The organism is Streptomyces sp. NPDC096193, assembly GCF_040302905.1.
Taxonomy (GTDB): domain Bacteria; phylum Actinomycetota; class Actinomycetes; order Streptomycetales; family Streptomycetaceae; genus Streptomyces.
The window spans coordinates 86,807-110,247 of sequence record NZ_JBEOSJ010000016.1; the positions used below are offsets into that span (position 1 = coordinate 86,807).

General features: G+C 71.9%; 23 protein-coding genes and 1 pseudogene. 12 read left to right on the plus strand and 12 right to left on the minus strand.

The features are described 5' to 3' along the window. Nucleotides 1-21: 21 nt before the first annotated feature. Both ABTX78_RS22975 and thpD read left to right on the plus strand, forming a co-directional pair. A complete protein-coding gene (locus ABTX78_RS22975) occupies nt 22-420 on the plus strand; it encodes an ectoine synthase (protein WP_313947081.1) in 399 nt (132 codons plus the stop codon). Nucleotides 421-423: 3 nt separating this feature from the next. Then, nucleotides 424-1,320, plus strand: coding sequence for an ectoine hydroxylase (gene thpD, locus ABTX78_RS22980; protein WP_352208662.1), 897 nt, complete (start codon nt 424-426; stop codon nt 1,318-1,320). 125 nt (nt 1,321-1,445) lie between these two features. Here the strand turns inward: thpD and ABTX78_RS22985 are convergent, their stop codons facing one another. Beyond that, complete coding sequence (locus ABTX78_RS22985) at nt 1,446-2,513, minus strand: alkene reductase (RefSeq protein WP_352208663.1); 1,068 nt, start codon at nt 2,511-2,513, stop codon at nt 1,446-1,448. A 137-nt stretch (nt 2,514-2,650) separates the two neighbouring features. Between ABTX78_RS22985 and ABTX78_RS22990 the strand changes: the two genes are divergently transcribed. Then, nucleotides 2,651-3,166: a MarR family winged helix-turn-helix transcriptional regulator gene (locus ABTX78_RS22990; protein WP_352208664.1), complete on the plus strand. Its 516-nt coding sequence runs from the start codon at nt 2,651-2,653 to the stop codon at nt 3,164-3,166. Nucleotides 3,167-3,323: 157 nt separating this feature from the next. On the opposite strand, the gene ABTX78_RS22995 is transcribed toward ABTX78_RS22990, so the two are convergent. The 5 genes from ABTX78_RS22995 to ABTX78_RS23015 form a co-directional block, all read right to left on the minus strand. Further along, on the minus strand, nt 3,324-4,370 hold the full coding sequence (locus tag ABTX78_RS22995; protein WP_352208665.1) for an aminotransferase class V-fold PLP-dependent enzyme: 1,047 nt from the start codon (nt 4,368-4,370) through the stop codon (nt 3,324-3,326). Between the two features lie 97 nt (nt 4,371-4,467). After that, nucleotides 4,468-5,184: a DsbA family oxidoreductase gene (locus tag ABTX78_RS23000; RefSeq protein ID WP_352208666.1), complete on the minus strand. Its 717-nt coding sequence runs from the start codon at nt 5,182-5,184 to the stop codon at nt 4,468-4,470. Nucleotides 5,185-5,256: 72 nt separating this feature from the next. Then, complete coding sequence (locus ABTX78_RS23005) at nt 5,257-5,733, minus strand: GNAT family N-acetyltransferase (RefSeq protein WP_352208667.1); 477 nt, start codon at nt 5,731-5,733, stop codon at nt 5,257-5,259. 45 nt (nt 5,734-5,778) lie between these two features. Next, the gene (locus ABTX78_RS23010; RefSeq protein ID WP_352208668.1) at nt 5,779-6,393 is read right to left on the minus strand and encodes a DUF1349 domain-containing protein; all 615 of its coding nucleotides are present in this window, start codon (nt 6,391-6,393) and stop codon (nt 5,779-5,781) included. Nucleotides 6,394-6,397: 4 nt separating this feature from the next. Beyond that, entirely contained in the window at nt 6,398-7,936 is a 1,539-nt protein-coding gene (locus ABTX78_RS23015; RefSeq protein ID WP_352208669.1) for an aldehyde dehydrogenase (NADP(+)), read from the minus strand. A gap of 129 nt (nt 7,937-8,065) precedes the next feature. On the opposite strand from ABTX78_RS23015, the gene ABTX78_RS23020 reads away from it, so the two are divergent. From ABTX78_RS23020 to ABTX78_RS23040, 5 genes are all read left to right on the plus strand, one after another. Further along, nucleotides 8,066-8,836, plus strand: a complete 771-nt coding sequence (locus tag ABTX78_RS23020) for an IclR family transcriptional regulator (protein ID WP_313947072.1) — start codon at nt 8,066-8,068, stop codon at nt 8,834-8,836. A gap of 300 nt (nt 8,837-9,136) precedes the next feature. Further along, entirely contained in the window at nt 9,137-10,117 is a 981-nt protein-coding gene (locus ABTX78_RS23025; RefSeq protein WP_352208670.1) for a hypothetical protein, read from the plus strand. Beyond that, nucleotides 10,114-11,376 carry a sensor histidine kinase gene (locus ABTX78_RS23030; RefSeq protein ID WP_352208671.1) on the plus strand — a complete coding sequence of 421 codons (1,263 nt, stop codon included), beginning with the start codon at nt 10,114-10,116 and terminating at the stop codon, nt 11,374-11,376. Before ABTX78_RS23025 ends, ABTX78_RS23030 begins: the two co-directional genes overlap by 4 nt. Before the next feature lie 35 nt (nt 11,377-11,411). Continuing rightward, nucleotides 11,412-12,029: a response regulator gene (locus tag ABTX78_RS23035; protein WP_502993941.1), complete on the plus strand. Its 618-nt coding sequence runs from the start codon at nt 11,412-11,414 to the stop codon at nt 12,027-12,029. Nucleotides 12,030-12,157: 128 nt separating this feature from the next. After that, nucleotides 12,158-13,630, plus strand: coding sequence for a peptidoglycan D,D-transpeptidase FtsI family protein (locus ABTX78_RS23040; RefSeq protein WP_352208672.1), 1,473 nt, complete (start codon nt 12,158-12,160; stop codon nt 13,628-13,630). Nucleotides 13,631-13,712: 82 nt separating this feature from the next. Here ABTX78_RS23040 and ABTX78_RS23045 read toward each other — a convergent pair whose 3' ends face one another. The 3 genes and pseudogenes from ABTX78_RS23045 to ABTX78_RS23055 form a co-directional block, all read right to left on the minus strand. Then, nucleotides 13,713-15,119, minus strand: coding sequence for an NCS2 family permease (locus ABTX78_RS23045; RefSeq protein ID WP_352208673.1), 1,407 nt, complete (start codon nt 15,117-15,119; stop codon nt 13,713-13,715). A gap of 68 nt (nt 15,120-15,187) precedes the next feature. Then, on the minus strand, nt 15,188-16,516 hold the full coding sequence (locus tag ABTX78_RS23050) for a S28 family serine protease (RefSeq protein WP_352208674.1): 1,329 nt from the start codon (nt 16,514-16,516) through the stop codon (nt 15,188-15,190). Nucleotides 16,517-16,585: 69 nt separating this feature from the next. Further along, nucleotides 16,586-17,043, minus strand: a pseudogene (locus tag ABTX78_RS23055) (dihydroxy-acid dehydratase); the annotation flags it as partial. A gap of 103 nt (nt 17,044-17,146) precedes the next feature. Here ABTX78_RS23055 and ABTX78_RS23060 point away from each other — a divergent pair. Continuing rightward, entirely contained in the window at nt 17,147-18,352 is a 1,206-nt protein-coding gene (locus ABTX78_RS23060) for an MFS transporter (RefSeq protein WP_352208675.1), read from the plus strand. A 36-nt stretch (nt 18,353-18,388) separates the two neighbouring features. On the opposite strand, the gene ABTX78_RS23065 is transcribed toward ABTX78_RS23060, so the two are convergent. After that, a complete protein-coding gene (locus ABTX78_RS23065; protein ID WP_352208676.1) occupies nt 18,389-19,552 on the minus strand; it encodes a hypothetical protein in 1,164 nt (387 codons plus the stop codon). After that, nucleotides 19,549-20,493, minus strand: a complete 945-nt coding sequence (locus ABTX78_RS23070) for a 5-dehydro-4-deoxyglucarate dehydratase (RefSeq protein WP_352208677.1) — start codon at nt 20,491-20,493, stop codon at nt 19,549-19,551. The genes ABTX78_RS23065 and ABTX78_RS23070 overlap by 4 nt, the downstream gene beginning before the upstream one ends. Before the next feature lie 240 nt (nt 20,494-20,733). On the opposite strand from ABTX78_RS23070, the gene ABTX78_RS23075 reads away from it, so the two are divergent. From ABTX78_RS23075 to ABTX78_RS23085, 3 genes are all read left to right on the plus strand, one after another. Next, on the plus strand, nt 20,734-21,558 hold the full coding sequence (locus tag ABTX78_RS23075; protein ID WP_352208678.1) for an NAD-dependent epimerase/dehydratase family protein: 825 nt from the start codon (nt 20,734-20,736) through the stop codon (nt 21,556-21,558). 96 nt (nt 21,559-21,654) lie between these two features. Beyond that, nucleotides 21,655-21,873, plus strand: coding sequence for a hypothetical protein (locus ABTX78_RS23080; protein WP_352208679.1), 219 nt, complete (start codon nt 21,655-21,657; stop codon nt 21,871-21,873). A 45-nt stretch (nt 21,874-21,918) separates the two neighbouring features. Next, complete coding sequence (locus ABTX78_RS23085) at nt 21,919-23,133, plus strand: TerD family protein (protein ID WP_352208680.1); 1,215 nt, start codon at nt 21,919-21,921, stop codon at nt 23,131-23,133. A gap of 58 nt (nt 23,134-23,191) precedes the next feature. Here ABTX78_RS23085 and ABTX78_RS23090 read toward each other — a convergent pair whose 3' ends face one another. Beyond that, the gene (locus ABTX78_RS23090; RefSeq protein ID WP_313947053.1) at nt 23,192-23,422 is read right to left on the minus strand and encodes a hypothetical protein; all 231 of its coding nucleotides are present in this window, start codon (nt 23,420-23,422) and stop codon (nt 23,192-23,194) included. Between the last annotated feature and the right edge of the window lie 19 nt (nt 23,423-23,441).

Consider the following 23,441-nt stretch of genomic DNA (forward strand, 5'->3'; position numbering starts at 1 on the left):
AAGGAAAGGCATCAACTCACCGTGCTAGTCCGATCGTTCAAGGACATCGAGAACACCGATCGCCATGTGCGCTCCGCATCCGGCACCTGGGAGAGCAAGCGCATCGTGCTCGCCAAGGAGAAGGTCGGTTTCTCGCTCCACGAGACCGTGCTGTACGCGGGTACGGAGACGTCGATGTGGTACGCGAACCACATCGAGGCCGTGCTCTGCGTGGAGGGTGAGGCCGAACTCACCGACGACGAGACCGGCGAGACCCACTGGATCGAGCCCGGCACGATGTACCTGCTGGACGGGCACGAGCGCCACACGCTCCGCCCGAAGACCGATTTCCGCTGTGTCTGTGTCTTCAACCCGCCCGTCACCGGACGGGAGGACCACGACGAGAACGGCGTCTACCCACTGCTCACCGAGGAGGGCTGAAGAATGACCACCGCCGCTGTACGCACCGATCTCTACCCGACCCGAGGCGTTGGCGAGGTGGTGACCCCCCGCCAGGACCCGGTCGTCTGGTCGCCGCCGGGCGCTCCGGGGCCGATCGACCAGAGTGATCTGACAGGCTTCGAGCGCGACGGATTCCTCACGGTCGAGGAGCTGATCTCGGACGACGAGGTCGCGCTCTACCGTGCCGAGCTGGACCGGCTGATCGCCGACCCGGCCGTCCGCGCCGACGAGCGCTCGATCATCGAGCCGACGTCGCAGGACGTGCGCTCGGTCTTCGAGGTCCACAAGCTGAGCGAGGTCTTCGCCTCGCTGGTGCGCGACGAGCGGGTGGTGGGCCGGGCCCGCCAGATCCTCGGCTCGGACGTGTACGTCCACCAGTCGCGGATCAATGTGAAGCCGGGCTTCGGCGCCTCGGGCTTCTACTGGCACTCGGACTTCGAGACCTGGCACGCCGAGGACGGGCTGCCGAACATGCGCACCGTCTCGGTCTCGATCGCGCTGACCGAGAACCGTGACACCAACGGCGGCCTGATGATCATGCCCGGTTCGCACAAGTCGTTCCTGGGCTGTGCGGGCGAGACGCCGAAGGACAACTACAAGAAGTCGCTGCAGATGCAGGACGCCGGTACACCCTCGGACGCCGCGCTGACCCGGTTCGCGGACCGGCACGGCATCCGGCTGTTCACCGGCCGGGCGGGGTCGGCGACCTGGTTCGACTGCAACTGCATGCACGGCTCCGGTGACAACATCACGCCGTACGCCCGCAGCAACGTCTTCATCGTGTTCAACAGTGTGGAGAACGCCGCGCAGGAGCCTTTCGCCGCTCCGGTGCCGCGTCCGGAGTTCATCGGGGCACGGGACTTCACCCCCGTGCGCTGACACGTCGTGCGCCGACACGTCGTGCGCCGACAGGCTTCCGCGGCCAAGGGCCCGGCGCCCCTCCTCGTGAGGGGCGCCGGGCCCTTGGCCGTACAACTGCCCTGGTGACTGGGGTACTTACCGGGCTACCGGGTCGGGTAGTCGGTGTACCCCTGATCGCCGCCACCGAAGAACGACGCGGTGTCCGGCGTGTTGTAGGGGCCCTCGGTCCGCAGCCGGGCGGGCAGGTCCGGGTTGGCGAGGAACAGCGCGCCGAAGGCGAGGATGTCGGCGATCCCGTCCTCGATCAACGGCAGGACACGGTGGTCGGTGGGGCCCTCCGTCACGGGGTTCAGGATGAGCGTGCCGCTGAACTGCTTGCGCAGGGCGAGGGTCACGTCCCGGGCACCCGCGTGGGTCTCGGTGACGTGCAGATAGCCGAGGCCCAGCGGTTCCAACTGCTCGACCAGCGCCGGGTAGAGGGCTTCCGTGTCGGTCTCCGCGATGTCGTTGTACACGTTGCCGGGCGAGAGCCGCAGTCCGGTGCGCTCGGCGCCGATGGCCGCGGCGACGGCCTTGGTCACCTCCACCGCGAAGCGGATGCGGTTCTCGACCGGACCTCCCCACTCGTCGGTGCGCAGGTTGGTGTTGGGCGCCAGGAACTGGTGGATGAGGTAACCGTTGGCGCCGTGCAGTTCGACGCCGTCGAAACCGGCCGCGACCGCGTTGCGCGCGGCGCCGGCGAAGTCGTCCACGACCGCGCGGATCTCCTCGGCGGTCAGCGCGCGCGGGGCGAGGAAGTCCTTCGGGCCCTCGTGCGTGAACAGCTGACCGGCGGCCGCCACGGCGGACGGTGCCACGCTGCTCCGGCCGTCGGGGAAGAGCACCGGGTGGCCGATGCGTCCGGCATGCATGATCTGGGCGAAGATCGTGCCGCCCTTCGCGTGCACGGCATCGGTGACCCTGCGCCAGGCGGCCACCTGCTCGTCACTGTGCAGTCCGGGGGTGTCGGGGTAGCCCTGTCCGGTCACGGACGGCTGGATGCCCTCGGTGATGATCAGCCCCGCACCGGCACGCTGGCTGTAGTACTCCACCGTGGAGTCGGTGACGGTCAGGCCGTCGCCGAACGCCCTGCTGCGGGTCATCGGCGCCATGGCGATGCGGTTGCCGAGCTGTGTACCGGCCAGGTCGATCGGGTCGAAGACGGTGGTCATGAGGGGCTCCCGGAGATTTATGTGGTCGGCCAAGTATCCGTGCCGAGTGCCACTGTAGCGGATTAATTGGCCGACCAAGGTAAAGTTGTCCGCGAGACTGTCCCCGACGACAGCACCTCGCCCGAGAAGGAGGGCCGATGATGTCCGAGACCGCGGCCGACCCCGCCTGTGCGGCCCCTCTGCCGGGCTCCGCGCTCGGCGGTCCCGTCAGCCATGCCGTGTCCCGGGTCGCCCGGCTGCACCGCATGGCCGCGGGCAAGCTCCTCAAGAGCGCGGGCCTCTACCCGGGGCAGGAGTTCGTGATGATGCACCTGTGGGACGCCGGGCCGGTGCGACAGTCCGAGCTGATCAAGGCCGTGGAGCTCGACCCGTCCACCGTCACCAAGATGCTCCAGCGGCTGGAGCAGGCCGGGCACGTCCGTCGCTCTCCCGACTCCGCCGACCGGCGCGCCGTCCTGATCGAGGCCACCGCCGACAGCTGCGCGCTGCACTCCGCGGTGGCGGAGGCCTGGACGAACCTGGAGGAGCACACGCTCCACGGGCTGAGCGCCGACGAACGCGCCGAACTGGTCCGGCTGCTGGCGAAGGTCGAGGAGAACCTCTGCGGGCAGTCCGGGGACTGCCCCGCCCGGACCGAGGGCGCGGCCGAGTAGTCCCTCGCCGGGGCCGAGGGCGCAGCCGAGTGGTCACTCGCCACTCCGCCCCGCCCCGCCCGGGCCGAGGGCGCAGCCGAGCAGTCACTCGCCACTCCGCCCCGCCCGGACCGATAGCGCGGCCGAACAGTCCCCGCCGCTCGGCCGCCCCCGCCGCTCAGCCCGCGAGCACGTCCAGAGCCCGGTCCACGTCGGCGGCCGAGTTGTAGAGGTGAAACGCGGCTCGGAGGTTCCCCGACCGGGCCGACACCACGACACCCGCGCGGGCGAGGTCGGCCACCCGGTCGTCGAGCCCCGGCACGGCGACGACGGCCGACTCGCCCGGCACGGCCTCGTACCCCAGCCGCGCCACTCCGTCACGGAACCGCCGGGCCAGCGCGGTGTCGTGGGCGTGCACGGCGTCGATGCCGATCTCCTCCAGCAGCGCGAGCGACTGCTCGGCCGCGTGGTAGGACGGGAAGGCCGGCGGCTCGTCGAAGCGGCGGGCCGAGCGGGCGAGCTCCCCGACCGGGCCGTAGATCGACCCGTTCTCGTCCTCGGCGGCGAACGGCCCCGCGTGGATCGGCACCACCGACCGCTGCGCGTCCTCGCCCACGGTCAGGAACGAGACCCCACGGGGGCACATCAGGAACTTGAACGCGCCCGTGACAGTGAAGTCCCACGCGTCCGCGTCCAGCGGCAGCCAGCCCGCCGACTGGCTGGCGTCGAGGAGTGTCCGGGCGCCATGCGCGGCCGCCGCGGCCCGCACCGCCGGCAGATCGGCGATCCGGCCGTCCGACGACTGCACCGAGGAGAGGGCGACCAGAGCCGTCCCGGGCCGCACCGCCTCCGCGAGAACGTCCAGCGGCACGAAGCGCAGCTTGAGGTCGCCGCGCACGGCGAACGGGGTGATCACCGAGGAGTAGTCGCCCTCCGGGAAGAGGATCTCCGAGCCGGGCGGAAAGGACTGCGCGACGAGTCCGACGTGCACCGCGACCGAACCGCCCACGGCCACCCGGGCCTCGTCCGTACCGGTCAGCCGGGCGAAGGACCGGCGGACGGCACCCACTCTCGGCCAGTCGCCGGCCCCGCCGGGCCGGCCGCCCACGAGCTCCTCGGCCAGTGCCGTGAGGGCATCGGCCGCGCGGCGGGGCAGCAGCCCGGCGCTACAGGTGTTCAGATACGTCTTGTCCGGCGCGAACGCGGCACCGCCCAGGGTCTCCATGAGATCACCCTGCGGTGCGGTCAACCGCAGGTCAACAGCGGATCGTTGAGGGGTACCCGTCAGCAATGCTTCATCGTCGGGCGCCCGCACCGCACGATCAGCGCTGCGGTACCTCGCAGGAGCCGTCGGTGTCGCACGCGGGAGCGTCCGCGCCGTCCACGGCGACGGGCGTGAGGGTCCGGCCCTGCCAGGCCTGCTCCAGCGCCTGGGTGAACAGTTCGGCCGGCTGACCGCCGGAGATGCCGTAGCGCCGGTCGAGAACGAAGAAGGGCACGCCGTTCGCGCCGAGCTCCGCGGCCTCGCGCTCGTCGGTCCGTACGTCGTCGGCGTACGCGTCCTCGTCGGTGAGCACCGCACGGGCCTCGTCCGCGTCCAGTCCCGCCTCGACCGCGAGCTCGACCAGCACCTCGGCGTCGAAGACCGAGCGCTCCTCGGCGAAGTTGGCGCGGTAGGCGAGGTCGAGCAGTTCGTCCTGACGGCCGCGGGCCTTGGCGAGGTGCAGCAGACGGTGGATGTCGAAGGTGCTGCCGTGGTCGCGCCCCTCGGTGCGGTAGCCGAGGCCCTCGGAGCGGGCGTTGGAGGCGACGTGCTCCTCCATGGCCTGTGCCTCCTCCCGGCTGCGCCCGTACTTCAGGGCCAGCATGTCGACGACGGGCGCGGTGTCGCCCTTGGCGCGGCCCGGGTCGAGCTCGAAGGACCGGTGCACGACCTCGACCTGGTCACGGTGGGCGAAGTCGGCGAGCCCCTTCTCGAAGCGCGCCTTGCCGATGTAGCACCACGGGCAGGCGATGTCGCTCCAGATCTCGACGCGCATGCTGATTCTCTCCAGGGTCCGGACGGTACGGAGGCCACCTCCGCTCCGACGTGAACACCCGCGGCACCCGGCTCATTCCACGCCGGGCGGCACGGTGAGCCGCAGCAACAGATGATCGCCCGAGAATGGCTCGTCCGGGTCGGGTCTCCAGCCGTGTGCGGCGTAGAAGTCCTGGGCGCGCCGGTTGTGCGCGAAGACCTCCAGCCGGGCCGTGGCCACGCCCGCCAGGCGCCAGCCCGCCACGCACGCCTGGTGCAGCGCGGTGCCGATACCGGCGCGCCAGAGCGCGGGGTGGACATGGAGCTGGGTGAGCGTCATGACGCCGTCGATCGCGCGGGAGGCCGCGACGCCCGCGAGGGCCCCGTCCCGTTCCGCGCAGATCACGGCACCGCGCTCGATGGCCGCCGCCCAGCCCGCGCGGGTGCGGGCGTGTTCGGCCGGGCCGCCGAAGGCCTCGTCCGGCAGGTGCCCGCGGTAGTAGGTGGCACGGGCCTCGGCGTGCAGGGCGGTGACGGCGTCGAGGTCGGCCAGGGCGGCTGGTCTGATCACGGTGCGGGGGACGTGTGCGGCAGGCCCCGCGGTTGCGGGCCGGGGTCAGGAACCGTCGCGCAGCCCGTCCGGCCAGCCCTCGCGGAACTCGATCTCGTCGAAGGTCACGACGCATCCCTCGCCGACCGGCGACTGGGCGAGGAACCCGACGAGAGCGGCGCCGGCCTGTTCCTCGGTGCCGAGCGCGAAGATCCGGACGAAGGTCCACCGCTTGCCGTCCGTCGACGCGTGGAAGGCGAAGGCCTTGCCCGTACGGCTGATCCGCAGCCAGACGCTGTCGCCCTCCACCTCGAAGGAGTTGGCGTCGTCGGAATAGCCGCGGGTCACCACCGTGCAGATGGTGGGCCTGTCCGGGGAGAGCTCCAGACAGAGCTTGGCCCACTCCCGCTCACCGACGTGCAGATACAGCACGCCGGCGTCGAAGGCAGCGGCGAACCCGACCGTGACGCGGGCGATCAGCTGGAAGTCCTCCTCCGGCCAGCCGAGCAGACGCGGCGCGTCGGAGGCGGGATCCAGTGAGTCGCCCGCGGGGGGCACGAAACGATCCTGCCGGGCTCCCGCCCAGCCGGTGAGCACCCCTTTCTCGTACGCCCAGTTGGCGTCGGGGCCGTAGGGGCGCAGCGGGAAGGGGAGTTCGGGCAGCTCGATGGAGTCGGTCACCCGCTCAGCTTGCTGGAGTCTCGCGGCGTCCGTCCACCCGACGCGGCAGACCGAGCGGGTTACCGTCCCGCAACTCGGGCGGAAGGAGCGCCTCCGGAGTCGTCTGGTAGGTGACCGGCCGCAGCCACCGCTCGATCGCGGTGGCGCCGACCGACGTGGAGGTGGAGGTGGTCGCCGGGTAGGGCCCGCCGTGGTGCTGGGCGGGTGCGACGGCGACACCGGTCGGCCAGCCGTCCACCAGCACCCGGCCCGCGAGCGGGGTGAGTTCGGCGAGCAGCTCGGCCCCGCGGCCCTCCCCCGCGGCCTCGGCGGCCGAGAGGTGCAGGGTGGCGGTGAGATTGCCGGGCAGGCGCCCGAGCACGGCGGTGATCTCGTCGTCCGAGTCGTACCGCGCGACCACGGTGACCGGGCCGAAGCACTCCTCCAGGAGCAGATCGTGCGGACCGTCGGCGGTGAGCAGCCGCGCCGGCAGGGACAGGAAGCCGGCGCTCACGGTGTGATCACCGCCGGACCCGGGGGTGATCGGGGCCTCGACGAACGGCAGGTCCGCCCGCTCCCGTACGCCCTCGACGAAGGCGCCGCGCATCCGGTGGTCGAGCATCACGCCGGGCTCGGTCTCGCTGACCGCGTCCGTCAGCGACTTCAGCATCCGGTCGCCCGCGTCGCCGGCCGGGGCCAGGACGAAGCCGGGCTTGGTGCAGAACTGCCCCTCCCCGAGGGTCATGGAGCCCGCGAGTCCGGAGCCGATCTGCTCGGCGCGTTCGGCGGCGGCCTCCTCGGTGATCACCACCGGGTTGAGCGAGCCGAGTTCGCCGTGGAAGGGGATGGGGGCGGGGCGGGCCGCGGCGGCGTCGAAGAGGGCGCGTCCGCCGCGTACGGAACCGGTGAAGCCGGCCGCGGCGACCAGCGGGTGCCGGACGAGTTCGACGCCGGCCTCGAAGCCGTGCACGAGGCTCAGCACGTCCTCGGGCAGACCGACCTGCTTCGCGGCCCTGCGCAGCACGGACGCGCACAGCTCGGCGGTAGCCGGATGGTCGGGGTGGGCCTTGACGACGACCGGGCAGCCCGCGGCGAGCGCGCTGGCGGTGTCGCCGCCGGGCACGGAGAAGGCGAGCGGGAAGTTGCTGGCGGCATAGACGGCGACGACACCGAGGGGGATCTTGTAGCGGCGCAGGTCGGGCCACGGCGGGGTGCGGTTCGCGTCCGCGTGGTCGATGTGGATGTCGAGATACGCACCCTCGTCGACGACTTCGGCGAACGCCCGCAACTGCGCTGTGGTGCGCGCGAGTTCACCGGTGAGACGGGTGGGGCCGAGCGCGGTCTCGGCGTCGGCCGCTTCGATGACGTGCTCGCGGGCCTCGTCGAGCAGGTCGGCGGCGGTGCGGAGCAGACGCGCGCGTACACTCCGGTCGGCGAGGGCGGGGCGGGCGGCGTGGGCGGAACGGACCACGCGGTCGATCTCCTCGGCCGTCGACTCCACCGCAACCTGCTCCCGCGGGTTCCCGGTTCGGGGGTCGACACTCCAGACTGATGCTGCTGCCACCGCGGTTTCCTTCCCGGTCTTCTTGCCACCCACCAGGAGTTGTTCGGTATTCTGAACAGCGTTCCCGATGGTGAATGTACGGGGACTCTATTTCCGGGCGTTCTGCGCGGTCAAGAAGGAGCGAGAGCAATGTCGACGGCGGATTCTGGTGGGGCACAGGTCAAGTCCGCGGTGCGGACGGTAGAACTGCTCGAGTACTTCGCCGGACGCCCCGGCATGCACTCCCTGGCCGCGGTCCAGGAGGCCGTCGGCTACCCGAAGTCCAGCCTCTACATGCTGTTGCGGACCCTGGTCGAGCTGGGCTGGGTGGAGACCGACGCCACCGGCACGCGCTACGGCATCGGCGTGCGCGCGCTGCTGGTCGGCACCTCCTACATCGACGGCGACGAGGTCGTGGCGGCCGCCCGGCCGACGCTGGACCGGCTCTCCGACGACACCACCGAGACCATCCACCTCGCCCGCCTCGACGGGACGAACGTCGTCTACCTCGCCACCCGGCAGTCGCAGCACTACCTGCGCCCCTTCACCCGCGTCGGCCGCAGGCTGCCGGCCCATTCCACCTCGCTCGGCAAGGCCCTGCTCGCCACCCACAGCGACGAGCAGGTGCGCAAGATGCTCCCGGAGACCCTGTCGTCCCTGACCGAGCACACCCTCACCGACCGCGAGAAGCTCATCGAGGAACTGCACCTCATCCGCGAGCAGGGCTACGCCGTGGACCGCGAGGAGAACACCCTCGGGCTGCGCTGTTTCGGCATCGCGATCCCCTACCGCACACCGGCCCGTGACGCGATCAGCTGCTCGGTCCCGGTGGCCCGGCTCACCCCCGCCCACGAGCAGATGATCAAGGACGCACTGTTCGACGCGCGCGACCGCCTCACCCTCGCGACGCGCAGACTCTGACCGTCCGGCTCACACTCGCGACGCGACCGTCCGCCTCACCCTCGCGACGCGCAGACTCTGACCGTCCGGCACACGCCTCCGTCGCGCAGGCTCTCGGCTGACGCATTTGTCGCGCAGGCTCCGACTCGCATGCCCCCGGCCGCACGCGCTGACAGACCGCACCCGCCCCGGCCGCACGCGCCGACGACCCACCGCACCCGCGCGATCCGCAGGCTCCGGCGACCCGCCTCCGCCGCGCGGCGGAGGCGGTTCCTCATCACGCACGAGGTGCGCACGGTCACCGCCCGGGAGCGTGGAGCCATGACCCGGACACCTCTCGCCCCCGCGCCTCCCGCCACGGTACGGCCGTCACGCGCCACCGCCGTCCTGCGCGCCGTGGCGATCGCCGCCTGCGTCCCGTACGTCGCCCTGAAGACCGCGTGGATGGCGGGCAGCACCATCGGCATACCCGAGGGGAGCGTCCTGCTGGACAGCCGCGCGACGCTGGGACTCGTCAACGGCGTCACCGTCCTGATGGACTCGGCCGTCGTGGTCCTCGCGCTGCTGCTCACCCGGCCGTGGGGGCTGCGGGTGCGGACCTGGCTGCTCGCCTTCCCCCTCTGGGTCGCCGCCGGGCTGCTCTCGCCGATCATGGCCGGCTACCCGCTCCAGCTGCTCGTCTCCGCCCTCGGCGGGACGACGTCCGCGGACACCGCCGTCGAGCCGTTCCTCGACGACTGGGTCTTCGGCGTCGTCTACAGCGGCTTCATCCTCCAGGGCCTCGCCCTCGGCGCACTCTTCGTCCGTTACGCCCGCCGTCGCTGGGCTGCCCTGTGGCAGGGCCGGCTGCGGGACCTGCCGGCCCCGCCTTCCGTCAGGGCGGCGGCAGTTGCGGGCGCGCTCGCCTCGCTGCTGCCGGCCGTGACGCATCTGCTGTGGATGTGTGGTGCGACGTTCGGCCTCTCGGCCCGCCGGATCGACGAGCGCGCCGCCGACTTCCACGTACTGGAGGGCGTACGCCTCGCCTTCGTCCTCACCGCCGTCGCCGGAACCCTTCTCCTCGCCTTCGGCCGCGCACGCGCCTCCTCGCTGCCGGTGAAGGTCCCGCTCGGGGCGGCATGGGTCGGCTCCGGCGCTCTCGCGGCCTGGGGCGGCTGGCTGTTGCTCGCCTCGCTGACGCCGCAGGACGACCGGTTCAACCGCTCCACCGGTCTGCTCCCTCTGACCTACGCTGTCGAGATGATCGCGGGCGTCCTCCTCATCGGCGCCGTCGTCTCCCAACTGCGGCGGCGCGGCGCGTGACAGAGCGTGCGACAGCCCTGCTCCGGGCCTGGACGAGGGCGCTGTTCGGCTCCCGGGCCAGGCTGCGCTGGCTGCATCTCGTCCTGGGCGGCGCGCTGTTGATGCCGTACTGGCTCGTCGGCACCGTGGTGATCGGCCCGATCGTGGGTTCCGACAACGCCTTCACCGGCTCGCTGCCCCACCAGTTCGGTGCGTACGCGGTCGCGCTGCCGATCGCCGCGCTGACCGCACTGTTCCCGCCGGCCAGGCCGCTGTCGGTGGCGGCGGCGAGGGCGCTGTGCGGGGTGCCGGGGCAGCTGCTCGCGGACGGACCGGCGCACTCGCGTGCGGCGCGGGGACGGACCTCGGTCTGGTTCACGCTCCACATCGGGCTCGGGGGCCTGATCAGCGGGGCGTCGCTCGCGCTGCCGCCGTTCGCGGTGACGCTGATGCTGCTGCCGCTCTCCGGCGCGGTGCGGGAGTGGGTCCGGGCCCCGGACTACCCCGCCTGGCACCTCGCCCTGTTCCCGTTCGCCGGGATCGCGATGCTCCTGGCGCTCGCGGCCTGTGTCGCGGCGGCCGGCGCGCTACTGGCCCGCCTGGCACCCGTACTCCTCGGCCCCACCCCCGCCGACCGGCTCGCCGCCGCCGAACACCGCGCCACCGAGCTGGCCGAGCGCAACCGCCTCGCCCGCGAACTGCACGACTCGGTGGGCCACGCGCTCAGTGCGGTGACCTTGCAGGCCGGTGCGGCGCGCAGGGTCCTGGACACCGATGTGGAGTTCGTCCGCGAGGCGCTGGCCGCGATCGAGGAGACCACCCGGCGTACGGTCGGCGAACTCGACTCCGTCCTCGGCCTGTTGCGGCGCGGCGAGCAGGACGAGGGCACGGCGGCCACCGGTCCCGCACTCGACGCTCTGGACGGGCTGATATCCCGCAGCGGGGTGCCCGTGTCGCTGACCGCGGAGGGCGACCGGGCGGCCGTGCCCGCGCCCGTCTCGCGCGAGGCGTACCGGATCGTCCAGGAAGGGCTCAGCAACGCCCTGCGCCATGCCGGGGCGCGCCCGGTGTCCCTGCGGATCGCCGTGCGCGGCGAGGAGTTGGAGATCACGATGGAGAACCCGCTGCCCGCCAGGGCCGCGACGGTTCGTCCGGGAGGCGGCCGTGGTGTCCGCGGCATCGCCGAACGGGCCGCGCTGCTGGGCGGGGACGCCCACGCCGGACCCCGCGGCGAGGTGTGGCGGCTGCACGCCCGGCTGCCACTGGGCGGTGCCCGGTGACTGCGGTGCGGATCGTCCTCGCCGACGACGAGCGCATGGTCCGCACGGCGCTGCGGGTCATTCTGGACGCCGAGCCCGGCCTGGAGGTGGTCGGCGAGGCGGCGACCGGCGCCGAGGCCGTGTCGGTGGTGCGTGCGCTGCGGCCCGACGTGGTGCTGATGGATGTGCGGATGCCGGAGATCGACGGCATCCGGGCGACCGAGCAGATCCTCGCCACCCTCGCCGACCCGCCGCGGATCGTCGTGGTGACGACGTTCGAGAACGACTCCTATGTGTACGACGCGCTGCGGGCCGGCGCCGCCGGCTTTCTGCTCAAGCGGGCCAGGGCGGAGGACCTGGTGCAGGCGGTACGGCTGGTCGCCCGCAGCGACTCGCTCCTGTTCCCGGCCGCGGTGCGCTCGCTCGCCGCGGAGTACGGCCGGCAGCGGGCCGCCGCTCCCCCGCCGTGGGCGGCGCGGCTCACCGGGCGGGAGGCCGAGGTGCTGCGGCTGATGGCGACGGGGCTGACGAACGCGGAGATCGCCGGGCGGATGGGGGTGGGACCGGCGACCACGAAGACGCATGTGGCCTCCGTGCTGGCGAAGACGGGTACGCGGGACCGCACCCAGGCGGTGATCGCGGCGTACGAGTCGGGGTTCGTGTCGCCGCGCTGAGGGTCCGCGCAGGGAGGTCGTCCGGCCGGGGACGCCCGCCGGGCAACGCCGCCGGGCAGATGAGTAAATCCTGAGAAAAGGGGGCACAGGGGAACGTCCCGCCCCGTTCCTCTCGTCCCTTGCATGGGATGAACAAGACGATCAGGAACGCCGCCGCCTTCTGTCTGCTGCTGGTGCTCGCCCTGCTGGTGCGGGTCACCTGGGTGCAGGCGTACGAGGCCAAGGCTCTCGCGGACAACGACCACAACCGACGGAAGATCATCGCGCAGTACGCTCAGCCGCTCGGCGACATCATCGTGGCCGGATCGCCGGTCACGGGTTCCCAGCGGACCACCGGCGGTGATCTGGCGTACAAACGCACCTACACCGACGGCGCGCTGTACTCGGCCGTCACCGGCTACAGCTCGCAGGCGTACGGGTCCACCCAGCTCGAGGGCATCCACAGCGAGCTCCTGGGGGCACCTGCGGGGCAGGGCTCCGGAGGCACCGACGCCCGGCTGAAGAATCCCCTCGACGCGCTCACCGGCAAGCGGCAGAAGCCGGGCGACGTGCTGACCACGATCGATCCGGCGGTGCAGAAGGCGGCCTACGAGGCGCTCGGCGACACCAAGGGCGCGGCGGTCGCCATCGACCCGAAGACGGGCAGCATCCTCGGGATGGTGAGCACGCCCTCCTACGATCCCTCGACGATTTCCGGTACGTCGGACTCGGCCGCCTGGAAGAAGCTGCTCGACGACCCGGACAAGCCCCTGGTCAACAGGGCGCTGCGGCAGCCGCTGCCGCCCGGCTCGACGTTCAAGCTGGTCGTCGCCGCCGCCGCGCTGGAGGACGGGCTGTACGGCTCGGTGGACGAGAAGACCCAGAGCCCCGACCCGTACACCCTCCCCGGCACGACGACGGTGCTGAAGAACGAGAACACCTCCGCGCCCTGCGAGAACGCCACCATCCGCACGGCGCTCCAGTACTCCTGCAACAACGTCTTCGCCAAGCTGGCCGCCGACCTGGGCCAGGACAAGGTCCGGGAGACGGCGGAGAAGTTCGGCTTCAACGACAAGGAGCAGGACGTCCCGGTGCGGGCCTACCCCAGTGTCTACCCGAGCGGCATGGACAAGGCGCAGACGGCGCTGACGGGCATCGGCCAGTTCGACGTGACGGCGACCCCGCTGCAGATGGCCATGGTCTCGGCCGCGATCGCCAACGGCGGCGTGATGGAGTCACCGCACATGGTCGCGAAGACCGTGGACGGCGACGGCAACACCCTGGAGTCGTACGAGGACGGCCCGTCGGAGCGGATCGTCTCGGAGTCGGTGGCCGAGGAACTTCGCAGCGCGATGGTCACGGTCGTGGACGAGGGCACCGGCACCAACGCGCGCATCGACGGCGCCGAGGTCGGCGGCAAGACGGGCACGGCGCAGCACGGTGAGAACAACAGCAAGACGCCGTACGCGTGGTTCACGTCGTACGCCAAGAGCTCCGAGAGCGGGAAGGAGGTCGCGGTGGCCGTCCTGATCGAGGACTCGGGCGCGGCCCGTTCGGAGGTCAGCGGCAACGGCCTGGCGGCTCCGATCGCGCAGAAGATGATGAAGGCGGCGCTGACGTAGGGGTGTCGGGACAGGGCCGCCGGACGTCGCCGGCGGTCCCGGTCGGCACGGCACACAGCGCCACGGTCGAGCGCGGCCGAGCCTAGGAGACTCCGAGGAGTTGCTCGATCGGGTCGATGGCGAAGTACACCGCGAACAGCGCCGCCGTGCCCCACAGCAGCCAGTGCACCTCGCGTGCCTTGCCCAGCACCGCCTTGATGACGACGTACGCGATGAAGCCCGCGCCGATGCCGTTGGTGATGGAGTACGTGAACGGCATGACCGCGATCGTCAGGAACGCGGGGATGGCGATCTCGTACCGCTCCCAGTCGATGTGCCGCACCCGGGCCATCAGCAGGAAGCCGACGGCGACCAGCGCCGGTGCGGCCGCCTGGGCGGGGACGACGGTCAGCAGCGGGGTGAGGAAGAGCGCGAGGCCGAAGAGGGCGCCGGTGACCACGGAGGCGAGGCCGGTACGCGCGCCCTCGCCCACACCGGCGGCCGACTCGATGTACGAGGTGTTGGAGGAGGCGGACGCGACCCCGCCGGCCGCCGCGGCGGCGCCGTCGATCAGCAGGACCCGGCCGAGGTTCGGGACCTTGCCGTCCTCGTCCAGCAGGCCGGCCTCGCCGGAGATGCCGACGACCGTGCCCATGGTGTCGAAGAAGTCGCTGAGGATCAGGGTGAAGACCAGCAGCGCCAGCGTGACGACGCCGATCTGCTCGAACGCGCCGAACAGGCTGAAGGCGCCGACGAGTCCGAAGTCGGGCGCGGCCACGACGTCGTCGGGCACGGCCGGCACGGTCAGGCCCCAGGCGAGGCGGTCGACGGTGGCGAGTTCGTTGACGACGATCGCGACGACGGTCGTCACGACGATGGAGATCAGGATCGCGCCCTTGATCCTGCGTGCCATCAGCGCGACGGTGAGCAGCACCCCGACGCAGAAGACGAGCACCGGCCAGCCGGAGAGCTGACCACTGCCGCCGAGCTGCACCGGCACAGTGCCCTCGTCGCCGGGGATGCGGGTGACGAATCCGGCGTCGACGAACCCGATGAAGGCGATGAAGAGTCCGATGCCGACGCTGATCGCCTGCTTCAGCGAGGAGGGGATGGCGTGCATGATCGCCTCGCGCAGTCCGGTGACGACCAGGACGCAGATGAGGATGCCTTCGAGCACCACGAGACCCATCGCGTCGGGCCAGCTCATCAGCGGGGCTATCTGGAAGGCGACGACGGCGTTGAGCCCGAGTCCGGCGGCGACGGCGAGCGGGAGATTCCCGCCGAGGCCCATGATCGCCGTCATCACGGCCGCCACCAGCGCGGTGGAGGTGGCCAGTTCGGCGGCGGAGAGCTGGTGGCCGAACTTGTCCTCGGCGCTGCCGAGGATGATCGGGTTGAGCACGAGGATGTAGGCCATCGTGAAGAACGTGGCGAAGCCGCCGCGGATCTCCCGCGCAAAGGTCGAGCCTCGTGCGCTGATGCGGAAGTACTGGTCGACCTGTGCGGACATGGCTCTCCTCGGGGACGGTCCGGCCGGTGAAGACAGCTGGATTGTGCCCCTGGGGCGAGCGTTTCAGGTCAACCGTGTGTAACGTCCGCCCACCGCTTGAGCGTCGCGACCGCGGCCGTCTCCTGGTCCGCGGGCAGATCCGTGAGCTGTGCCGCGTGGTTGGTGCCGGGAACCACGTAGCGGTACGAGTCGTGGCGGCTCGGGGTGAACTGCTCCGCGCTCCACGGGTCGTTCTCGCCGTAGACGAACATCATCCGCCGGCCGCTGGTCCACACCCAGCGGTCCACGTCCGCCATGGGTCCGCCGTCGTACGCGCCGCGCATCGCGGCCGGTAGCACCGAGTCCGGCCGGTAGAGCCCGGGGTGGCGGCGGACACCGCGGAGATGCGGGAACGCGAGGTCCGCCCAGCCGAGTTGGGTGGCGGCCTGCCGGTAGTAGGGCCCCGAGCCGTGCGTGCCGAGGCTCTCGTCCTTGTACACGTGCAGTCCGTGCTTCTTCGACCAGTCGTAGAGCTCGTCGTCGTCGGCGGTCCGCGCGTCGGGGACGTCCGGGCAGTCGTCGGCGCTGCCGCCCTGCCAGAAGTTCCAGACCTGGTCGAGCACCGCGAACTCGTAGGCGCGGTCCGTGGTGCCGAGGGTCTCCTCGAAGGTGTCGCCGCTGTCCCGGGCGTCCGCCTCGAACATCGGCAGCAGTCGCTCACGCCGGACCAGCATCTCGCGCTGCACGGCGTCGAGTGCCCGGCGGCACTCGGCCGTGCCGATGGTCGCGAAGAAGCGGTCGTAGGCGCTGTCGTCCGCGTTGTCGGCGTCGTTCGGCGCCACGAAGGCGACGACGGCGTCGAGATCGCCGGGGTAGTACCGCTCGTGGTGGGTCGCCGTCATACCGCCCTTGCTCGCCCCCGTGCCCAGCCACCGGCCGCGTTCGATGACGCGCAGCGCCTGCGTCACCCGGTGCTCGTCGCTCGCCTCCTGCCAGACGGTGAGCTTGGACCAGTCGTCCCCGGCCGCGCCCACGGGCCGGGAGGCGCCGAAGTAGCGGTGCTCCACGGAGACCTGGTTGGCGTCGAGCACCTTGGTGACCTGGGCGGTCCCGGAGGCCAGGGTGTAGCCGCCGGTGTGCAGCACCGTGGGCCGGTCGGTCGCCTTGTGCCAGAGGGTGAGCCGCTGGGTGAAGCTGCCGCGCTGCGGCCGGCGGTGATCGACGGGTTGGGCGTAGGTGAGCGCGTAGTGCGGGTGGCCCTGCTTCTCGCCCACCGCGACGACCGTCATACCGGGGATGCGCTCCAGCTGCCCGCGGATGCCGTCGGAGTCGGCCCGCGCGCTCGCCTCTCCGGTGAACTGCGCCGTGACCAGGGTCAGTACGGCGCCCAGCAGTGCGGCGGGCCTCGTGGAACGCAACAGCGGTACCCCTTGAGTACGACGACGGGCAGGGCGCATCGTACGCCGGACGCCCGCCGGGGCCGCGGCTCAACCCGCGTACGGGTCGGGGTTCCTGCCCGGCCGGGCGAGGAAGGCGAAGTCGCAGCCGGTGTCGGCCTGCGTGATCTGCTCGCCGTAGAGCGCGCCGTACCCTCGTTCGTACCGCTCGGGCGGTGGTGTCCAGGCCGCCCGCCGCTCGGCGAGCTCCGCGTCCGGCACCTCCAGCCGCAGGGTCCGGGCCCCGACGTCCAGGGTGATCGGGTCGCCGCTGCGGACGAGGGCCAGCGGCCCCCGATGTGCGACTCGGGGGCGATGTGGAGGCCGCAGGTGCCGTAACTCGTGCCGCTCATCCGGGCGTCGGAGATCCGGACCATGTCGCGTACGCCCTGCCGGAGCAGATGGCCGGGCAGCGGCAGCATGCCGTACTCGGGCATGCCGGGACCACCTCGGGGGCCCGCGCCCTGGAGCACCAGCACATGGTCGGCGGTGATGCCGAGCGCCGGGTCAGGGCCCGCCGGTCGACGGATGTAGGTCACCTGCCCGATCCGCCGCGGCCTCCTCAGCCGTCACGCTGACCCGCACGACGGGATCGGGAGAGGCGGGTGGGCTGTGGGCCGGCGGGTGGGTGCGGTGCTGCGGGACCGCAATGCGGGGCTGTATCTGGCCGGCGTGGTCGTGTCGGGCTTCGGCTCGTCCGCGATGTGGCTGGTGTCCGGCATCTGGGTCAAGTCGCTGACCGGGTCGGACAGCCTGGCGGCGCTGACGACGTTCGCGATGTGGGCTCCGGTGCTGGCCGGCCCGCTGCTGGGGACGGTCGCGGACCGGGTCCGCCGCCGGCCACTGCTGATCCGCACCAACCTCGCGATGTCCCTGCTCCTGCTGCCGTTGCTGTCGGTGGACTCGGCGTCGCGGGTGTGGATCCTGTTCGCCGTCCTCGTCGTCTACGGGATGAGCACCGTCGTGCACGACGCGGCGGAGGCGGGACTGGTCGCGACGGTGGTGGACAGCAGACTGCTCGGCGACTTCAACGGGCTGCGGATGACGGCCAACGAGGGCGTGAAACTGATGGCGCCGCTCGCCGGGGCGAGTCTCTTCGCCCGGTTCGGCGGCGCCTCGGTCGCGCTGCTGGACGCGGTGTCGTTCGCGCTGGCCGCCGTCATCTTCATGACCCTGCGGGTACCGGAGGAGCGGCCGGACCGCCCGGCCGCGGGCACCTGGCGGTCGGAGACCGCCGCGGGCATGCGGTATCTGTGGCACTCGCCGGTGCTGCGCCCCCTGGTGTCGGCCGGTGGCGCGGTCATGCTGCTGGCGGGCCTGAACGGTGCGCTGATCTTCGCCGTCACCGACGACGTGCTCGGCCGCTCCCCCGCGTACGTGGGCGTGCTGTACGCGGTGCAGGGCGTCGGGTCGGTGATCAGCGGACTTCTCGCCGGCCCGCTGCTGCGGAGGATGCCGGAGCGGACGTACGCGGCGGCCGGCACCGCGCTGTTCGCCGTGGCGGTGGCGCTGCGCTCACTGCCGTTCGACGCGGCGGCGCCGGCGTGCAGTGCGGCGATCGGGCTGGGGCTGCCGTGCGTCCTGGTCGCGGCGCTGACAGCGGTACAGCGGGAGACGCCGGACGCACGGCTCGGCCGCACGGCCGCCACCGCGAACACCCTGGTCTTCGCCCCGAACGCGGTGGCGCTCGCGGCGGGTGCGGGGCTGGTCGCGGTGGCCGACGTGCGGGTGCTGCTGTGGGTCACGGGGGCGGCGGGACTGGTGCCGGTACTGGCTCTGCGAGGGCGGCGCGGCGCGCACGTCCCCGCGGGAACCTGAGACCGGCCGGTCACCACGACCTGCCTCAGCCGACCCTCAGACCACCCGTGCCAACGCTTCCGCCACCAGCTCCAGGTCCGCGTCCGACGCCAACCCCGCGTGGTACAGCCGCAGTTCCGTCGCCCCGAGTTCCGCTGCCCGCGCGGCGTCCTCGGCCAGCGTGCCCGGGCTGCCGCCCATCCCGCCGACCACGGTGAGGTTGGCGGCCAGGACGTCCGTGTTCCCGCGGCGGTCCGCGAAGGGCTTCAGCAGCTGCGCGCCACCGGTGCACGGCACCACCACTCCGTCCGCGACGGACAGGATGTGCGCCGGGTCGACGCCCGCGTTGGCCCCGCAGTGGTACGACACGGGGTCGGCGTGCAGCAGCACCTGGAAGCCGTCGGGGGCCGCTGCCCGCACGGCGGCGACCGTGTCCTCCTGGAGCGTCCGTGCGGTGCGTGTCCTGAAGTCGAGTGTCGCCGCGGCGAGTTCGGCGCCCAGCAGCTTGTCGATGCTCGCGTCCCCCGGTGCCCGCCCCGCCCAGACCGGCTCCAGCGCCGTCCGCACGGCGGCCGCCAGCACGGAGGGTTCCGGGCCGCGCTGCCGGTATCCCTCGCGGCAGGCGGAGCAGAAGCACAGGGACATCAGATACTGGGCCGCGTCACCGAGGCCCACGCCGGCGATCTTGTCGTGGGCGTGCAGATGGGCGAGGCCGTACCAGCCGCAGGACTCGAGCTCGGTGCCACGCGCGCCGGGCCGCGCCGCCGCCTCGGCGGCGAGGTTCACGACCAGCTCCCGGACGGCGGGCCGCGCGATGCAGGGCGCCCAGGGATAGCGGTCGCCGTACGCGTTGACGACGGAGCTGTCCGGATGCTCGGCGCCCAGCCGGGAGTTGTGGGCGAGGACCACCCAGGTGTGCACCTCCAGGCCGGCGTCGGCGAGGGCGGCCGCCGCCTCACCGTACGCGTCGCCGGACGCCCAGACTCCGGGGGCGTACGGCCGCAGCTCGCGCCCCGCCCACCGTTCCTCGTCCATCTCGTAGAGCACGGCGGCGTGTTCGGCGGTGACGATGCGGTGCCGTGGGTGGCGGGGGGTCAGCGCGCGGGTGGAGTGGTAGGCGGCGGCGAGGGTGACCTGCCGGACACCGAGGCCGGCGACGCGGGCAGCGGCGTCCGGGTCCCCGACGACGTCCCAGGGGTAGAGGAAGACGGAGGTCTTCACGCGAGCTCCTCCAGCAGCGCCCGGCCGCGTTCGATGAGTGCGGCCAGCGCCTTGACGTGGGCCTCGGACGGCTCACTGAGCGGCGGGCGCACCTCGCCGACGCCGAGCCCTTCGAGGCGTACGCCGGCTTTCACGAGCGAGACGGCGTAGCCGCGGCCCAGGTTGCGCAGTTCGACCAGGGGCACATAGAAGCCGTCGAGCAGCCGGTTCACGGTCTTGTCGTCGCCCGACGCCAGGGCCCGGTGGAAGGCGATGGCGATGTCGGGGGCGAAGGCGAAGACGGCGGAGGAGTAGAGAGAGATGCCGATGCCGCGGTAGGCGAGGCCGGTGAGTTCGGCGGTGGGCAGCCCGTTGAAGTAGAGGAACTCCCGCTCGGGGGCGTCCCGGCGGACGGCGCTGACGATCCGCTGCATCAGGTCGAGGTCGCCGTAGCCGTCCTTGAGGCCGATGATCCCGTCGGTCGTGGCGAGTCCGACGACGGTCTCGGGGGTGAAGAGGGCGTTGTCGCGCTGGTAGACGATGACGTCGAGCGAGGTCGCCGCGGCCAGCTCGGTGTAGTGGCGCAGCAGTCCGGCCTGGTCGGCGACGACGAGGTAGGGCGGCATGGCGAGCAGCCCGTCGGCGCCCGCCTCCTCGGCGGTCCGCGCGTACTGGACGGCGAGGGCGGTGCCGTAGCCCGCTCCGGCGACGACGGGCACCGCGCCCGCGGTCTCGTCCACCGCCGCGGCGACGCATTGCCCGAACTCCTCGCGGGTGAGGGCGTGGAACTCGCCCGTCCCGCAGCAGGCGAACACCGCCGCGGCGCCGGCGTCGACGCCGGCGCGCACATGGGCCCGGAGGGTGTCGAGATCGACGGAGCCGTCCGCTCCGTACGGGGTGACGGGGAAGAACAGCGGTCCTTGGACCCGGGTGAGCCGGGCGGCGAGCGGGGCTGTGGTCACGGGCGCTCCCTGGGCCGTGCACCGAGCCTCCGCGACTCGTGCACAATTCTGATCGACGTCCATATCTCTGAACGCCGCCACGCTAGGGCAGCCGGACGGGGCAGGTCAAGACGGAAAACCGCAACTCAGAGGCGGAGCCGGACCGTCCGGGCCACACTTGACGGTGCCGCGATGACTCCCTAGCGTGTCCATGCATGTGAATGCTGTCTACGGACCTGAGCATTTCAAGGAGAACCCTCCATGCCCGATCCCCGCACCGTCCTGCTCACCGGCGCAGCCGGCGGCCTCGGCACGCTGATGCGGGGACTGCTTCCCGCGTACGGCTACGAGCTCCGGCTCTTCGACGCCACCCCGATCGAGGGGGAGCCGGAGGCCGTCACCGCCGACCTGGCCGACAAGGAGGCGTTGCGGGAGGCGGTCCGCGGTGTCGACGCGGTCATCCATCTGGCGGGCATCTCGCTGGAAGCCCCCTTCGAGAAGATCCTGCGCGCCAACATCGAGGGCACGTACAACCTCTACGAGGCGGCCCGCGAGGAGGGCGTCCGGCGCGTGGTCTTCGCCTCCAGCAACCACGCCGTCGGCTTCACCCCGCGCCCGCGGGGCGAGGCCCCGATCGCCCCGTCCGCGCTCATCCCGATCGACACCCCCCGCCGGCCGGACACGTACTACGGCCTGTCCAAGTGCTTCGGCGAGGACCTGGCCCAGCTCTACTGGGACCAGCACGGCGTGGAGACCGTCTCGGTGCGCATCGGCTCCTGCTTCATGGAGCCCACGTCGGTGCGGATGCTCTCGGTGTGGATGAGCCCCGGCGACGGCGCACGCCTCTTCCACGCCGCCCTGACCGCCGAGGAGGTGGGCCACTCCGTCGTCTACGGCTCGTCCGCCAACACCCGGCTGTGGTGGGACCTCTCGACGGCGCGCGCGCTCGGGTACGAGCCGCAGGACGACTCGGAGCAGTACGCGGAGAAGCTCGTCGCCGAACAGGGCGAACTGGACCCGGACAACCCGGACCACGCGTATCTGGGGGGCCACTTCGTCACCAACCCGCCCCTGTGGCCGTACTGACCGGCCCCGTACCGCCACTTCACCCTCCCGAACGGCCCCGGGCCGGGACGAATATTCGCGTGCCGGGAGTGCCGCGCACCGGCCAGGATGTCGGCCATGGCGAGACCTTTCGGATTCACGTACGAACAGCGCGGCGACGGCAGCGTCGTCATCACCCACCGCGGCCGGTCGGCGGGCACCCTGCGCGGTCCGCGCGCCGAGAAGTTCCTGGCGGAGGTGGGGTCCGGTGACGCGCAGCTGGTGATGGCCCGCTGGACCGGCGCGTACAAGTTCGGGAACGAGCGGGTGGCCGGAAATCACCCCCGCAACCGGTGAGAACGGTAAGGGAACGGTAAAGCGCCCTCGCTCGTTACCCCTGGCATGACAGCTATGACCCCCGGCTCGAACATCCCTCTCTCCGCCGCTCGCGTGGCGGTGGACGTCGCCGCCCCGGTGCGGCTCGACGTTTCGGGCCTGCTGCTCACCGGCGACGGCAAGGTGCGCTCCGATGACGATTTCATCTTCTACAACCAGCCGGCGGGCCCCGGTGTGAGTCACCGCTCCGGCGGCGGCACCGCCCCGGACGCGATCATCGTGGACACCGCCGCCGTCCCGCCCGGCATCGAGAAGATCGTCGTGACGGCGAGCCCCGACGCCGCCGGACAGACCTTCCAGGGCATCGAGCCGACCGCCACCATCCGCAACGCCGACGACGGCAGCGCGCTCGCCACCTTCACCCCGCCGCAGCTCGGCTCCGAGACGGCGCTCGTCATCGTGGAGATCTATCTGCGCAACGGCGCCTGGAAGGCCCGTGCGGTCGGCCAGGGGTACTCCAACGGACTGGCGGGAATCGCCACCGACTTCGGCGTCTCGGTCGACGAGGAGCCCGCGGCGGCCCCCGCGCCTGCGGCTCCCGCGGCCCAGCCCGCCCCGGTCGCACCCGCCGCGCCCGACCCGCGGATCGCCCAGGCCCCTCCGGCCCCTGCCGCTCCCCCGGCGGCTCCGGCCCCCGGCGCCGGGAAGATCAACCTCGACAAGGGCCGCGTCAGTCTCCAGAAGAACCAGACGGTGTCCCTGGTCAAGGGCGGCCGTCCGCTGCTGTCCCAGGTCAAGATGGGCCTCGGCTGGGAGCCCGCCTACCGCGGCAAGGACATCGACCTCGACGCCTCGGTCATCGCGTACGGCCCCAACCGCAACCACCTGGACAGCTGCTACTTCGGCAAACTGACCATCCTGAACGGCGCGATCAAGCACTCCGGCGACAATCTGACGGGCGAGGGCGCGGGTGACGACGAGGTGATCGTCGTGGACCTCGGCAGGCTCCCGGCGGACGCCACCGGCCTGGTCTTCACGGTGAACTCCTTCTCGGGCCAGAAGTTCACCGAGGTCGCCAAGGCCTACTGCCGGCTGATCGACGCGGCGTCGGGCGAGGAGCTGGTGCGCTTCGACCTCACCGGCGCGGAGCCGCAGACCGGCGTGATGATGGCGAAGCTGATCAAGCAGTTCTCCGGCGAGTGGGAGATGACCGCCATCGGGGACTTCGTGAAGTCCCGGACCGTGCGCGGCATGGTGAAGCCCGCCGCTCAGGCCCTGTAACCGCAGCCGCCGGGCCCTCCGTCGTTCGCATCGACGTCGGGCCCGGCGGCGGTGGAGCTCAGAGCTTGGCCAGCTTGGAGTAAGGGCTCGGAATTCTTCCCTTGCGACCGGAGAAATCGACGAGCACAGCAGCGTTGTCACCCTCGACTGCGATGACTCTGCCGAGGCCGAACTGGTCGTGCGAGACCCGGTCACCCACTTCGTACTGCTCGATCGGCGGGGCTGCCGGGGCCGTTCTGTTGAAGGGACTGGAGGGCAGATGGCGCCGGGATCCGGCTGACTTGGTCATTACCGTGAGTATGGCCCCT

What these genes read in the sequence shown, in the direction of transcription:
- thpD (WP_352208662.1), top strand. Translation starts at nt 424, where the DNA reads ATGACCACCGCCGCTGTACGCACCGATCTCTACCCGACCCGAGGCGTT.
- ABTX78_RS22985 (WP_352208663.1), bottom strand. Translation starts at nt 2,513, where the DNA reads ATGACCACCGTCTTCGACCCGATCGACCTGGCCGGTACACAGCTCGGC.
- ABTX78_RS22990 (WP_352208664.1), top strand. Translation starts at nt 2,651, where the DNA reads ATGATGTCCGAGACCGCGGCCGACCCCGCCTGTGCGGCCCCTCTGCCG.
- ABTX78_RS22995 (WP_352208665.1), bottom strand. Translation starts at nt 4,370, where the DNA reads ATGGAGACCCTGGGCGGTGCCGCGTTCGCGCCGGACAAGACGTATCTG.
- ABTX78_RS23000 (WP_352208666.1), bottom strand. Translation starts at nt 5,184, where the DNA reads ATGCGCGTCGAGATCTGGAGCGACATCGCCTGCCCGTGGTGCTACATC.
- ABTX78_RS23020 (WP_313947072.1), top strand. Translation starts at nt 8,066, where the DNA reads ATGTCGACGGCGGATTCTGGTGGGGCACAGGTCAAGTCCGCGGTGCGG.
- ABTX78_RS23025 (WP_352208670.1), top strand. Translation starts at nt 9,137, where the DNA reads ATGACCCGGACACCTCTCGCCCCCGCGCCTCCCGCCACGGTACGGCCG.
- ABTX78_RS23035 (WP_502993941.1), top strand. Translation starts at nt 11,412, where the DNA reads ATGGTCCGCACGGCGCTGCGGGTCATTCTGGACGCCGAGCCCGGCCTG.
- ABTX78_RS23040 (WP_352208672.1), top strand. Translation starts at nt 12,158, where the DNA reads ATGAACAAGACGATCAGGAACGCCGCCGCCTTCTGTCTGCTGCTGGTG.
- ABTX78_RS23045 (WP_352208673.1), bottom strand. Translation starts at nt 15,119, where the DNA reads ATGTCCGCACAGGTCGACCAGTACTTCCGCATCAGCGCACGAGGCTCG.
- ABTX78_RS23075 (WP_352208678.1), top strand. Translation starts at nt 20,734, where the DNA reads ATGCCCGATCCCCGCACCGTCCTGCTCACCGGCGCAGCCGGCGGCCTC.
- ABTX78_RS23080 (WP_352208679.1), top strand. Translation starts at nt 21,655, where the DNA reads ATGGCGAGACCTTTCGGATTCACGTACGAACAGCGCGGCGACGGCAGC.
- ABTX78_RS23085 (WP_352208680.1), top strand. Translation starts at nt 21,919, where the DNA reads ATGACAGCTATGACCCCCGGCTCGAACATCCCTCTCTCCGCCGCTCGC.
- ABTX78_RS23090 (WP_313947053.1), bottom strand. Translation starts at nt 23,422, where the DNA reads ATGACCAAGTCAGCCGGATCCCGGCGCCATCTGCCCTCCAGTCCCTTC.